Below are 12,868 nucleotides of genomic sequence, written 5' to 3'. Positions count from 1 at the left end.
CCCGCTTCCATTACAATCCCGCTACAACGGCGCGGCGCCCCGATCCACAAGACCGGGGCCGCCCGCTTCACCCCTCTCCCGCCGAGCCTTCGCCGCCCGCCATGAAACAAGATCCGCGTTTCCCCAGCCTGTACATCCTCGACCACCCGCTGATCCAGCACAAGCTCTCGCATATGCGCGACCGGGACACGTCCACGCGCACCTTCCGCGAGCTGCTGCGCGAGATCACGCTGCTGATGGGCTACGAGATCACGCGCCACCTGCCGCTCACCACGCGGCATATCGAAACGCCGCTGGTGCCGCTGGACGCGCCGGTGATCGCGGGCAAGAAGCTGACCATCGTGCCGGTGCTGCGCGCCGGTGTCGGCATGAGCGATGGGCTGGTGGAGCTGATCCCGTCGGCGCGGATCGGGCATATCGGCGTGTACCGCGACGAGCAGCACCGTCCGGTGGAATACCTGGTGCGCCTGCCGGACGTGGAAGACCGCAGTTTCATCCTGTGCGATCCGATGGTTGCCACCGGTTACTCGGCGGCGCATGCCGTGGATGTGCTGAAGCGCCGCGGCGTGAAGGACGAGGCCATCACTTTCGTCGCGCTGGTGGCGGCGCCCGAGGGCGTTGAGGTGTTCCACAAGGCCCACCCGAACGTGAAGCTGTACGTGGCGTCGCTCGACAGCCATCTGGACGACCACGCGTACATCGTGCCGGGCCTCGGCGACGCGGGCGACCGCCTGTTCGGCACCAAGAACTGACGCCGCGGCGGGCCGGCGTGGGCTGGCCCCCGACTTTCTTGGCTGGCGAGGGCTTGATCCTACTCAACGACCCCGCAAGCGCGCCTCCCTACACTCGACGTCGCACAGCTTGTGCTGCAACACGTCGATATCTCACTGGGAGATCCGCATGGAAGCCTTCAAGATCCTGTTCACGACCGGCACCGGGCTGATGAGCCTCGCGGTCATCGTCTTTATCATCGGCATGGCGTGGTTCTTCGCGCGGATGTTCAGCCGCAAGATGCGCGAAGACGCGGCAGCCGCCAAGGCCGCCGCGGGAAGCCGGCCCGCGTCGCAGAACGGCTCGGACTGAGCGGCGCTTACTTCTTCTTGCCACCGCCCAGCAGGCTGCCCAGCACGCCGCGGATCAGTTCGCGGCCGACCTGGGAGCCGACGGTACGCGCGGCCGACTTGGCCATCGACTCCAAAATCGAGTCGCCGCGGCCGCTCTTGCCGGTACCCTTGGTCAGCGTGCCGAAGATCTCGCCGGCGGTGCCCAGCCATCCGCCCGCTTCGGCTGGCGCGCCGGCCGACGGCTTCTGCGCCGTGGCGCCGCCACCGTTCGCCGCCGGCGCCACGCTGCCGCGCAGCTTCTCGTAGGCCGATTCGCGGTCGATCGCCTTTTCGTACGTACCCGCCACCAGCGATGTCGCAATCAGCTGCTTGCGCTCGTCGTCGGTAATCGGGCCGATCCGGCTGCCCGGCGCCAGCACCCATGCGCGCTCGGTCACGCCCGGCGTGCCCTTGGCGTCGAGCAGCGACACCAGCGCCTCGCCCACGCCCAGTTCGCCAATGACGGTTTCCAGGTCGAGCTTCGGGTTCGCGCGCATGGTCGTAGCCGCCACCTTGACCGCCTTCTGGTCGCGCGGCGTGAACGCGCGCAGCGCGTGCTGCACACGGTTGCCGAGCTGGCCCAGTACGGTATCGGGGATATCGCCCGGATTCTGCGTGACGAAGTACACACCGACGCCCTTCGAGCGCACCAGCCGCACGACCTGCTCGATCTTGTCGAGCAGCGCCTCGGGCGCGTCGTTGAACAGCAGGTGCGCCTCGTCGAAGAAGAAGACCAGCTTGGGCTTGTCGAGGTCGCCGGCCTCGGGCAGCTTCTCGAACAGCTCGGACAGCATCCACAGCAGGAATGTGGCGTAGAGCTTGGGCGAGTTCATCAGCTTGTCCGCCGCCAGAATGTTGACCACGCCCTGGCCCTTGTCGGTCTGGATGAAGTCTTCCAGGTTCAGCATGGGCTCGCCGAAGAACAGGTCCGCACCCTGCGATTCCAGCGCCACCAGGCCGCGCTGGATCGCGCCGATCGAGGCGGCGGAGATATTGCCGTATTCGGTGGTGAACCGGGCCGCGTTGTCGCCCACGTACTGGAGCATCGCGCGCAGGTCCTTGGCGTCGAGCAGCAGCAGGCCATTGGCGTCGGCAATGCGGAACACCAGGTTGAGCACGCCCTGCTGGGTGTCGTTCAGCTCCAGCATGCGCGACAGCAGCAGCGGGCCCATGTGCGAAATGGTGGCACGCACCGGATGGCCCTTCTCGCCGAACACGTCCCAAAGCGTGGTCGGGCAGCCGCCCCATGCCGGCTCGGGCAGGCTCAGTTCCGCCAGGCGGGCCTTGAGCTTCTCCGCAGGCTGGCCAGGCTGGGAAATGCCGGTCAGGTCACCTTTGACGTCAGCCATGAAGACCGGCACGCCGAGCCGGGAAAAGCCTTGCGCCAGCGTCTGGAGCGTCACGGTCTTGCCGGTGCCGGTGGCGCCGGTAATCAGTCCGTGCCGGTTGCCCATTTGCGGCAGCAGGGCCAGTTCGTGCTCGGCGTTCTTGGCGATCAGGATAGGTTCGGCCATGGTGTCTAGGATCGGGAAGCGTGGCGGCTGGCCACAGGCGCGGCGCAGGCGGGGCCGCGTGATAAAATCATCGGCTGATTATAGCCAGCAGCCGGGCCTACCCGTCACCCGGCGCGCCCGTTTTATACCCGGCAGTACCCGGCGATGACCCGGCAGTACCCGGCGCGCGCAAGCTGCAGCCTTCCCGCACAACCTCACGTTTTCCGCTTCGGAGAGAATCATGGCCGGTCACTCGAAATGGGCCAATATCAAACATAAGAAAGCCGCCGCTGACGCCAAGCGCGGCAAGATCTGGACCCGCCTGATCAAGGAAATCACCGTTGCCGCCAAGCTCGGCGGCGGCGATCCCGACTCCAACCCGCGCCTGCGCCTGTCCATGGACAAGGCGATGGACGCCAACATGCCCAAGGACAACATCCAGCGCGCGATCCAGCGCGGCGTGGGTGGCCTGGAAGGCGTGAACTACGAGGAAATCCGCTACGAAGGCTACGGCCTGAGCGGCGCCGCGATCATCGTCGACTGCCTGACCGACAACCGCACCCGCACCGTGGCCGAAGTGCGCCACGCGTTCTCCAAGCACGGCGGCAACATGGGCACCGAAGGCTCGGTGGCCTTCATGTTCACGCATTGCGGCCAGTTCCTGTTCGCGCCGGGCACGCCGGAAGACAAGCTGATGGACGCCGCGCTGGAAGCCGGCGCCGACGACGTCGTCACCAATGAAGACGGCTCGATCGAAGTCACCTGCCCGCCGAACGATTTTTCCGCGGTCAAGGCGGCTCTGGAAGCCGCCGGCTTCAAGGCCGAAGTGGCCGACGTGGTGATGAAGCCGCAGAACGAAGTCGATTTCTCGGGCGACGACGCGGTGAAGATGCAGAAGCTGCTGGACGCCCTGGAAAACCTGGACGACGTGCAGGAAGTCTTCACCAACGCAGTCATCGAAGAGTAACTAGACTGAATAGCCCCTCCGGCGGCAGCACGAACAGGCTGCCGCCTTTTTGCATGCGTTTCTTTTCTGGCAGTGGATCATGAAAGTATTGGTTGTCGGCTCGGGTGGACGTGAACACGCGCTGGCCTGGAAATTGGCCCAATCCCCCAAGTTGCAGGTGGTGTACGTGGCACCAGGCAATGGCGGGACCGCGCTCGACAAGCGCCTGCAGAATGTTCCGCTGACGGATCCGGAAGTGCTGGCTGCCTTTGCCGAGCGCGAAGGCGTGGCTTTCACCGTTGTCGGCCCCGAGGCGCCGCTGGCCGCCGGCATCGTGGACGTGTTCCGCGCCAAGGGCCTGCGCATCTTCGGCCCGACCCAGGCCGCCGCGCAGCTCGAGTCGTCGAAGGACTTCGCCAAGGCCTTCATGCACCGCCACGGTATTCCGACGGCGGCTTACCAGACCTTCTCCGATGCCGCCCAGGCCCACGCCTACATCGACGCGCAGGGCGCGCCGATCGTGATCAAGGCTGACGGCCTGGCGGCCGGCAAGGGCGTGGTCGTCGCCATGAGCCTGGAAGAGGCCCATGCCGCGGTCGACATGATGCTGGCCGACAACAAGCTCGGCGACGCCGGCGCGCGCGTGGTGGTCGAGGAATTCCTCGACGGCGAGGAGGCCAGCTTCATCGTGCTGGTCGACGGCAAGAACGTGCTGGCGCTGGCCACCAGCCAGGACCACAAGCGCCTGCTGGACGCCGACGCCGGCCCCAACACCGGCGGCATGGGCGCCTATTCGCCCGCGCCGGTGGTCACGCCCGCGCTGCATGCGCGCGCGCTGCGCGAGATCATCCTGCCGACCGTGCGCGGCATGGAAAAGGACGGCATTCCGTACACGGGCTTCCTGTACGCCGGCCTGATGATCGACAAGGACGGCAACCCGAAGACGCTGGAATTCAACTGCCGCATGGGCGACCCGGAAACCCAGCCGATCATGGCGCGCCTGAAGACCGACCTGGTCGACGTGATGGACGCGGCCGTGTCGGGCAAGCTCGACGAAGTCGAACTGGACTGGGACCGCCGCACCGCGCTGGGCGTGGTGATTGCGGCCTACGGCTATCCCGACGCGCCGCGCAAGGGCGACGCCATCACCGGCATCCCGGCCGAAACCGACGACAGCGTGACGTTCCACGCCGGCACCACGCTCAAGGACGGCACGCTGCTGACCACGGGCGGCCGCGTGCTCTGCGTGGTGGGCCTGGCCGATACCGTCAAGGCCGCGCAGCGCGCCGCCTACGCCGCCGTGGAGCAGATCCATTTCGATGGCATGCAATACCGTACCGATATCGGCTACCGCGCCATCAAGCGCTGAGCGCCGGTGTGACCGGTGTGACGCCGCCACCGGGCCCGACCGGCCCCTGGCGGCCCGTCACGTGCGGACGGCGCGCGCCGGCAAGTGCCGCGCCAGCCGTTACAATCGTGACACTCCCATGACGGCCGTGCCGGCCAGACGCCGGCACGGCCGCCCTTGCATCCGGGGCCCCCGCCCCTACACGCCATGATCGATTCCCAGGCAGTCCGTGCCTACCTGCTCGGTCTGCAAGACCGCATCACCGACGCCGTCGCCGCCATCGACGGACAGCCGTTCCTGACCGACGCCTGGGAAAAGCCGCCCACCGAGCGCCTGCGCGGCAGTGGCCGCACCCGCATCCTGGAGGGCGGCACCGTGATGGAGCGTGCCGGCGTGGGCTTTTCGCACGTCACCGGCGACACCTTGCCGCCGTCGGCGAGCGCCAACCGGCCCGAGCTTGCCGGGCGCGGCTTCGAAGCCATGGGCGTGTCGCTGGTGTTCCATCCGCGCAACCCGTACGTGCCCACCGTGCACATGAACGTGCGCTGCTTCATCGCCACCAGGCCCGATGCCGATCCGGTCTGGTGGTTCGGTGGCGGCATGGACCTGACGCCTTACTACGGCAACGCCGACGACTGCGCGCATTTCCACCGCACCTGCAAGGCATCGCTGGCCCCGTTTGGCGACGAGTTGTACCCGCGCTTCAAGCAGTGGTGCGACGATTATTTCTTCCTCAAGCACCGCGGCGAGGCGCGCGGCATTGGCGGGATCTTCTTCGACGACTTCTCGGCCCTGGGCTTCGAGCGCAGCTTCGAGATGATGCGCAGCGTCGGCGATGCCTTCATGGACGCCTACCAGCCCATCCTGGAGCGCCGCAAGGACACCCCGTACGGCGAGCGCGAGCGCGATTTCCAGTCCTACCGCCGCGGCCGCTATGTCGAATTCAACCTGGTGTTCGACCGCGGCACGCTGTTCGGGCTGCAGTCCGGCGGGCGCGCCGAATCGATCCTGATGTCGATGCCGCCGCAGGTGACATGGCGCTACGACTGGCAGCCGGAGCCGGGTAGCGCCGAAAGCGCGCTGTACACCGACTTCCTGCCGGCGCGCGACTGGGCCTGACGGCAACCGTATGGCACATCCCGACCAAGACGACGTGCCGGCCAATGCCGGCAAAGACGCCCGCCCGTACCGCCTGGGCATCCTCGGCGGCACTTTCGACCCACCCCATATCGGCCATGTGGCACTGGCCAGCCTTTGTATCGACCACCTGGCGCTCGATGAACTGGTATGGATCCCGACCGGCCAGTCGTGGCAGAAAGGTGCCGACGTGACCCCGGCCGCGGACCGGTTCGCCATGACCGAGCTGGCGGCCGCCGCCCTGACCGGCACTTCCGCAAAGATCCGCGTGAGCCGGATGGAAGTCGACCGCGAGGGCCCGAGCTACACCATCGACACCGTGCGCCAGCTGCGCGATGAATACGGCCCCGAGGCGTCGCTGTGCTGGCTGATGGGCGCCGACCAGCTCCTGCGCCTGCATACCTGGCACGGCTGGCAGGAATTGTTCGCGCATGTGCACTTCTGTACCGCCACGCGCCCTGGCTTCGATCTGTCTGAACTCGAAGGACCGGTGCGCGAAGCACTGGTCGCGCGCCAGGCCGACACGCACCTGATACAATGCACGCCCTCCGGCCGGATGTGGATCGACCAGACGCTCGCCGTCGACCTGTCTTCCACCGGCCTGCGCCAGCGCCTGGCATCCGGCCTCCCGGCGGATGACCAACTGCCAGCCGGCGTGGCACACTACATCGCGAGCCGCGGGCTCTACCGCCCCGCCTCAGGACAGCCCTGAGCCGGCCGCCCCCCCAATGATTTCAGCTGAACAAGAACGCACCATGGATATTCGCAAACTGCAACGCGCCATCGTCGACGGCCTCGAGGATGTCAAAGCGCAGGACATCAAGGTGTATGACACCACCCACCTGACCGAGCTGTTCGACCGGGTGGTGATTGCCAGCGGGACATCCAACCGCCAGACCAAGGCGCTGGCGGCGTCGGTGCGCGACACGGTGAAGGAAGCCGGCGGCCATATCGTTGCGGTGGAAGGCCTGGAAACCGGCGAATGGGTTCTGGTCGACTGCGGCGACGCGGTGGTGCACATCCTGCAGCCGCAGTTGCGCCTGTATTACAACCTCGAAGAGATCTGGGGCGACAAGCCGGTGCGCATGAAGCTCGCCGCCGCCAAGGGCCTGGCCAAGGCCAGCGAGCCGATGGACGATGACGAAGACGAAGCGCCGGCACCGCGCGCGCGCCGTGCCAGCAACCTGCGCCCGGCGCTGGCCCGCCTGCCCGAAGGCATGAAGGAGCCCTCGCCTCCGATGGGCCACGAGGACACCGATCCGGACGCCATCGCCACCATCCGCAAGCCGGCCCGCAAGACCGCTGCCGCCAAGACTCCCGCCACGCGCGCCGCCGCGCCGCGCAAGACGGCCGCCGGCACCCCGGCGCGCAAGACCGCCACGCGTACCACCGCGGCCAAGACTGGCGCGGCCAAGACCGGTGCTGCCAAGACCGGCGCCGCCAAGCCGGCAGCCCGCAAGCGCACCACGCGCTCGGCCTGAGTCTGAACTTGCGCGCGCGGCTGCGGCCGCGCGGCAATACACCCCATGCAACTGGTCATCGTCGCGGTCGGCCACAAGATGCCTGGCTGGATCGAAACTGGCTTCAACGAGTATGCCAAGCGCATGCCGCCAGAGCTGCGCATCGAACTGCGCGAGGTCAAGCCCGAAACCCGCTCCTCCTCCAATAACGCCGCCACCGTGATGCAGCGCGAAGCCGCGCGCATCGACGCGGTGCTGGGATCGCTGTCGCGGCAGTGCCGCATCGTGGCACTGGACGAGCGCGGGCGCGATTTCACTACCGTGCAGCTCGCCGGCCAGCTCACCGACTGGCAGCGCGAAGGCGGCGATGTCGCGTTCCTGATCGGCGGGGCCGACGGCCTCGATCCCGCGCTGAAGGCGCGGGCGCAAACGCTGCTGCGGCTGTCCAGCCTTACGCTGCCACACGGCATGGTGCGCGTGCTGCTGGCGGAGCAGCTCTACCGCGCCTGGTCGGTCACGCAGAACCACCCTTATCACCGGGCCTGAGCCGGCACCGGCAGTACAATGCGGGCCTTGGGCGGCCCCCCGGGCCCGCCTGTTCCCGAATCTTCCGCTCCCGCCCGCCGTGATGCACGACTACCTTTATCTCGCCTCCCAGAGCCCGCGCCGCCGCGAACTGCTGACGCAGCTCGGCGTGCGCTATGAACTGCTACTCGCCGATGATGACGAAGACGCGGAGTCGCTGGAAGTCGTACAGCCCGGCGAGACCCCCGACGACTATGTCCAGCGCGTCTGCGCGCTCAAAGCCGAAGCCGCGCTGCGGCGCCGCGAACGGCGCGCGCTGCCCGACGCCCCCGTGCTCACGTCCGATACCACCGTGTGCCTCGGCGGTGACATCCTCGGCAAGCCGGCCGACGGCGCCGACGCCGCGGCCATGCTGGCCGCGCTGTCCGGCACGACGCACCGCGTGCTGACCGCCGTGACCGTGGTCTCGACGCTGGGCATGCATCATGCCCTGTCGATCTCGCGCGTCACATTCCGTGCGATGACCACGCCCGAGATCGAAGGCTACGTCGCCAGCGGCGAGCCGCTCGGCAAGGCCGGCGCCTACGGCATCCAGGGGCGCGCGGCGGAGTTCGTCGAGCGGATCGAAGGCAGCTATTCAGGTATCATGGGACTGCCCCTGTTTGAGACGGCTGCGTTACTCAGGCAGGCCCGCCTGAGGTTCTGAACGGCACCTGCCAAAGCCTGCCAGTCCGGGCAGACAATACATCGCCGGTACACCGGCAACGCGTTTCATCCGCCATGACTGAAGACATCCTCGTCAACATCACGCCCCAAGAGACGCGCGTTGCCATCGTGCAGCAGGCCGCCGTCCAGGAACTGCATGTCGAGCGCACCCTGACGCGCGGACTGGTCGGGAACATCTACCTGGGCAAGGTCGTGCGCGTGCTGCCGGGCATGCAGTCGGCCTTCATCGACATCGGCCTGGAACGCGCCGCCTTCCTGCACGTCGCCGACATCTGGCACCCGCGCGATCCAGACAAGAACGGCACCCAGCTCGCCATCGAGAAGACCCTGTTCGAAGGCCAGGCGCTGATGGTGCAAGTCATCAAGGATCCGATCGGCACCAAGGGCGCGCGCCTGTCCACGCAGGTCAGCATTGCCGGGCGCACGCTCGTGTACCTGCCGCAGGACCCGCACATCGGCATTTCGCAGCGCATCGAAGGCGAGGTTGACCGCGAGGCGCTGCGCAGCCGCGTGCAGGGCCTGGTGCCGGCCGACGAGCGCGGCGGCTTCATCGTGCGCACCATCGCCGAGGAAGCCAGCGACGAAGAACTGGGCAATGACATCGCCTACCTGCGCAAGATCTGGGCCGTGATCCGCCAGAACGCCACCACGCAGCCGGCGCCGAGCCTGCTCTATCAGGACCTCGACCTGGCCCAGCGCGTGCTGCGCGACTTCATCAACGACGCCACTGGCGTGATCCAGATCGACTCGCGCGAGAACTACCAGCGGCTGGTGGAGTTCGCGCAGGAATACACGCCGGCGGTGCTGCCGCGCCTGTCGCACTACGCCGGCGAGCGGCCGATCTTCGACCTGTTCAATATCGACGCCGAGATCGAGAAGGCGCTGTCGCGGCGCGTGGACCTGAAGTCCGGCGGCTACCTGATGATCGACCAGACCGAGGCGATGACGACGATCGACGTCAACACCGGGGGCTACGTCGGCGCGCGCAACTTCGACGACACGATCTTCAAGACCAACCTCGAAGCCGCGCACACCATTGCGCGCCAGCTGCGCCTGCGCAACCTGGGCGGGATCATCATCATCGACTTCATCGACATGGAGAATGTCGAGCACCGCGAGGCGGTGCTGTCGGAACTCAAGCGCGCGCTGTCGCGCGACCGCACGCGCATCACCGTCAACAACTTCTCGCAGCTCGGCCTGGTCGAGATGACACGCAAGCGCACGCGCGAATCGCTCGCGCACGTGCTGTGCGAGCAGTGCCCGGTGTGCACGGGCAAGGGCCAGGTCAAGACGCCGCGCACGGTGTGCTACGACATCCTGCGCGAGATCATGCGTGAATCGCGCCAGTTCAACCCGCGCGAGTTCCGCATCCTGGCGTCGCAGGAAGTCATCGACCTGTTCCTGGAAGAGGAAAGCCAGCACCTGGCGATGCTGGGCGACTTCATCGGCAAGCCGATCTCGCTGCAGGTGGAATCGACGTTCCACCAGGAGCAGTACGACATCATCCTGATGTAGCCAGGCGCCCCCGCTACACGCGGCGGGTGATCGCTATCCGTCAGTCCGCCACGACAACCGGGACGCGCGGTGCCACCGCGCACATCAGCTCATACCCGATCGTGCCCGCCGCCGCGGCAACGTCGTCGATCGGAACGTGCCGGCCCCAGAGTTCGACCGGCGTGCCGACATTGGCCTCGGGACACTCGCTGAGATCGACTGCCAGCATGTCCATCGATATGCGTCCGACCGTGCGTGTGTTCCGGTTGCCGACGCGAACCGGCGCGAAATGCTCCGTGTGCGAAGAGCTTGTGCGCGGATAGCCATCGGCATAGCCGCAAGCGACGATGCCGATACGCTGGCGTCGCGTCGCGACATAGTGCGAGCCATAGCCAACCGACTGGCCGGGTTGCAGCTCCTGCACGCCCAGTATCCGGCTGGCAAGCGTCTGTGCAGCCTGCAGTCCTGTGCCGGCCAGATCCCTGGCGCAGCCCGACGGCGCGGCGCCGTACAGCATGATGCCTGCCCGCACCCAGTCCGCGTGGCAATCGGCATGACGCATGGTCGCCGCCGAGTTCGCGATGCAGACCTGCCCCGGCAGGCCGCGCGTGGCAGCGTAAAAAGTTGCCGCCTGTTCCGTGACGCCTTTGTCGGTATCCGCATCGGAAAAATGGCTCATGTGGGTCACCGACCTCACCGCGGCAATGTCACTCAGGCGCCGCCAGGCCGCGCCGTACTCTTGCGGACTGAAGCCGAGACGGTTCATGCCGGAATTCAGTTTCAGGCAGACGTCGAGCGATCGCGGCGCCAGCCGGCCATCGCGCGATGCCAGCTCCAGCATCCGCAACTGCTCTTCTCCGTGCACCGCCGTGGTCAGGCGCAGCGAGGCGAGCAGCGCGATATCGCTGTCGTCGAAGAACCCCTCCAGCAGCAGGATCGGCCCGGCCCAGCCCAGGTCGCGCAATTGGGCCGCTTCGTGCAGGTCCAGGAGCGCGAAGCCGTCGGCCGACGCAAGCGCCTGGTAGACCCGGGCGATGCCGTGGCCATAGGCATTGGCCTTTACCACGGCCCAGACTTTCGATGCGGGTGCGAGGCGCCGCGCGATGGCCAGGTTGTTGGCGAGCGCGGACCGGTGGATGGTCACGGAGATGGGGCGGGGCATATCGTTGTCGCTATCCGGGTTGCCGCAGGAATGACTGGTGATCCGCTCTGGTCCCAGAGCACCGACTATCGTATCGACGTTGAAGCAGGCTTTGTTACTGAAATTCACGCACTTTTCAGTAACGGCTTCCAAATTCGGGCAAGCGACAAAGCGATCGACGGTTCGCCAGCGAAAGGGGGTGGTGTTTCTACCTACGCGCAAGTGATCCTCATGACCATGCGCGTTCGTGGCGATCCGCTATAACTCAGTTAACGCCATCCCATCGACAAGCGCGGGCGGCAGCCCGCAGGTCCAAGGCGTTCAGTAGTGAGGTACCCGGATGAAAGCCGCGCATTTGGCCCCATGCTTTTTGGCCATGATCTTGTGCACTGCCTGCGAGCAGTTGCCCATCGCCCGTCGGGCACCTCCGCCTCCTCCAGCGCCCGTGGCCGCAGCCCCCGCCCCCGAAAAACCACGCGCCACGCCGATCGCGGCGCACGACATCAGCCTGGCCGGCACCTGCCGCCGGACGGAAGACGACGGTTTCCGCGAAGACGCGGTGATGCGCGTAGTCGCCAATGACGTGAAGTCCCTGAAGTGGAAGCTGTGGGTATCCAAGCGCGGAACCTGCCAGTTCGACCTGGCGGATTTCAAGCAAGTCCAGAAGACGCCGCATATCGTGCTTGAGGCCACCGATGGCACCCAATGCAGGCTGCTGATCTGGCAGGACCCGCGGCGCGTCACGCTCGCACACGCCAATTGCCAGCAGCGCTGCACACCCGGCATCTATGAGCAGGCATGGCCGGTGCTGTTCAATCCAAGCAACGGGGAGTGCGCCGAGATTCGCTGATCATGCGGCCCAGCGCACAAGCACACGCTTACTTGCTCTTGGGCACGCGGCCCATCAGGAAGAACTCGTCGTTCGGGCGCATGCTGATGGTGTTGGCCATGCGGTTCGACAAGCCGAAAAACGCGGTAATGGCGGCGATGTCCCACGCGTCTTCGTCGCTGAAGCCATGCTCGCGCAGCGCCGCAAAGTCGGCGTCGCCGACCTCGTGCGAGGCCTGGCACACCTTCAGCGCGAAATCGAGCATGGCTCGCTGGCGCGGCGGGATATCGGCTTTCAGGTAGTTCACCGCGACCTGGTCGGCCACCAGCGGCTTCTTCTCGTAGATGCGCAGGATGGCGCCGTGCGCGACCACGCAGTACAGGCACTGGTTGGCCGCCGACGTGGCCACCACGATCATCTCGCGCTCGCCCTTGGTCAGGCCGCCGTCCTTCAGCATCAGCGCGTCGTGATAGGCGAAGAAGGCGCGGAACTCGTCGGGCCGGTGGGCCAGCGTCAGGAAGACGTTGGGCGCGAAGCCGGCCTTTTCCTGGACTTCGAGGATGCGCTGCCGGATGTCGTCGGGCAGCGCCTTCAGTTCGGGTACCGGGTAACGGCTGATGGGAAGGGCCGGGCGGGTCATGGCTGTCTCTCTCGCGGTCGTTGTTG

General features: G+C 66.8%; 15 protein-coding genes. 12 read left to right on the top strand and 3 right to left on the bottom strand.

Going from position 1 to position 12,868, the window contains the following annotated elements; genetic code table 11:
• Window positions 1-101: 101 nt before the first annotated feature.
• Both upp and CupriaWKF_RS04365 read left to right on the top strand, forming a co-directional pair.
• The gene (upp, locus tag CupriaWKF_RS04370; RefSeq protein WP_276099804.1) at window positions 102-752 is read left to right on the top strand and encodes a uracil phosphoribosyltransferase; all 651 of its coding nucleotides are present in this window, start codon (window positions 102-104) and stop codon (window positions 750-752) included.
• A 148-nt stretch (window positions 753-900) separates the two neighbouring features.
• Window positions 901-1,083 carry a DUF3149 domain-containing protein gene (locus tag CupriaWKF_RS04365; RefSeq protein WP_276099803.1) on the top strand — a complete coding sequence of 61 codons (183 nt, stop codon included), beginning with the start codon at window positions 901-903 and terminating at the stop codon, window positions 1,081-1,083.
• Between the two features lie 7 nt (window positions 1,084-1,090).
• Here CupriaWKF_RS04365 and CupriaWKF_RS04360 read toward each other — a convergent pair whose 3' ends face one another.
• Window positions 1,091-2,617, bottom strand: a complete 1,527-nt coding sequence (locus CupriaWKF_RS04360) for a helicase HerA-like C-terminal domain-containing protein (protein ID WP_276099802.1) — start codon at window positions 2,615-2,617, stop codon at window positions 1,091-1,093.
• Window positions 2,618-2,837: 220 nt separating this feature from the next.
• Between CupriaWKF_RS04360 and CupriaWKF_RS04355 the strand changes: the two genes are divergently transcribed.
• The 8 genes from CupriaWKF_RS04355 to rng all read left to right on the top strand — a co-directional run bounded on the left by CupriaWKF_RS04355 (window position 2,838) and on the right by rng (window position 10,253).
• A complete protein-coding gene (locus CupriaWKF_RS04355; protein ID WP_276099801.1) occupies window positions 2,838-3,563 on the top strand; it encodes a YebC/PmpR family DNA-binding transcriptional regulator in 726 nt (241 codons plus the stop codon).
• 79 nt (window positions 3,564-3,642) lie between these two features.
• Window positions 3,643-4,911: a phosphoribosylamine--glycine ligase gene (purD, locus tag CupriaWKF_RS04350; RefSeq protein WP_276099800.1), complete on the top strand. Its 1,269-nt coding sequence runs from the start codon at window positions 3,643-3,645 to the stop codon at window positions 4,909-4,911.
• 186 nt (window positions 4,912-5,097) lie between these two features.
• Entirely contained in the window at window positions 5,098-6,009 is a 912-nt protein-coding gene (gene hemF / locus CupriaWKF_RS04345) for an oxygen-dependent coproporphyrinogen oxidase (protein ID WP_276099799.1), read from the top strand.
• A 10-nt stretch (window positions 6,010-6,019) separates the two neighbouring features.
• Window positions 6,020-6,739, top strand: a complete 720-nt coding sequence (locus CupriaWKF_RS04340) for a nicotinate-nucleotide adenylyltransferase (protein WP_276099798.1) — start codon at window positions 6,020-6,022, stop codon at window positions 6,737-6,739.
• 43 nt (window positions 6,740-6,782) lie between these two features.
• Complete coding sequence (gene rsfS, locus CupriaWKF_RS04335; protein WP_276099797.1) at window positions 6,783-7,508, top strand: ribosome silencing factor; 726 nt, start codon at window positions 6,783-6,785, stop codon at window positions 7,506-7,508.
• Window positions 7,509-7,553: 45 nt separating this feature from the next.
• Entirely contained in the window at window positions 7,554-8,033 is a 480-nt protein-coding gene (gene rlmH, locus CupriaWKF_RS04330) for a 23S rRNA (pseudouridine(1915)-N(3))-methyltransferase RlmH (RefSeq protein ID WP_011298676.1), read from the top strand.
• 82 nt (window positions 8,034-8,115) lie between these two features.
• Window positions 8,116-8,718, top strand: a complete 603-nt coding sequence (locus CupriaWKF_RS04325) for a nucleoside triphosphate pyrophosphatase (RefSeq protein WP_276099796.1) — start codon at window positions 8,116-8,118, stop codon at window positions 8,716-8,718.
• Window positions 8,719-8,792: 74 nt separating this feature from the next.
• On the top strand, window positions 8,793-10,253 hold the full coding sequence (gene rng / locus CupriaWKF_RS04320) for a ribonuclease G (RefSeq protein ID WP_276099795.1): 1,461 nt from the start codon (window positions 8,793-8,795) through the stop codon (window positions 10,251-10,253).
• A gap of 40 nt (window positions 10,254-10,293) precedes the next feature.
• Here the strand turns inward: rng and alr are convergent, their stop codons facing one another.
• Window positions 10,294-11,394, bottom strand: coding sequence for an alanine racemase (alr, locus tag CupriaWKF_RS04315; protein ID WP_276099794.1), 1,101 nt, complete (start codon window positions 11,392-11,394; stop codon window positions 10,294-10,296).
• 30 nt (window positions 11,395-11,424) lie between these two features.
• Between alr and CupriaWKF_RS04310 the strand changes: the two genes are divergently transcribed.
• Window positions 11,425-11,637: a hypothetical protein gene (locus CupriaWKF_RS04310; RefSeq protein WP_276099793.1), complete on the top strand. Its 213-nt coding sequence runs from the start codon at window positions 11,425-11,427 to the stop codon at window positions 11,635-11,637.
• 76 nt (window positions 11,638-11,713) lie between these two features.
• Window positions 11,714-12,223: a hypothetical protein gene (locus tag CupriaWKF_RS04305; RefSeq protein ID WP_276099792.1), complete on the top strand. Its 510-nt coding sequence runs from the start codon at window positions 11,714-11,716 to the stop codon at window positions 12,221-12,223.
• Between the two features lie 28 nt (window positions 12,224-12,251).
• Here CupriaWKF_RS04305 and CupriaWKF_RS04300 read toward each other — a convergent pair whose 3' ends face one another.
• A complete protein-coding gene (locus tag CupriaWKF_RS04300) occupies window positions 12,252-12,842 on the bottom strand; it encodes a peroxidase-related enzyme (protein WP_276099791.1) in 591 nt (196 codons plus the stop codon).
• Between the last annotated feature and the right edge of the window lie 26 nt (window positions 12,843-12,868).

The sequence above is a fragment of the Cupriavidus sp. WKF15 genome, from assembly GCF_029278605.1.
In the GTDB taxonomy this organism is placed as follows: domain Bacteria; phylum Pseudomonadota; class Gammaproteobacteria; order Burkholderiales; family Burkholderiaceae; genus Cupriavidus.
This window is presented reverse-complemented; position numbering and strand designations above follow the sequence as displayed.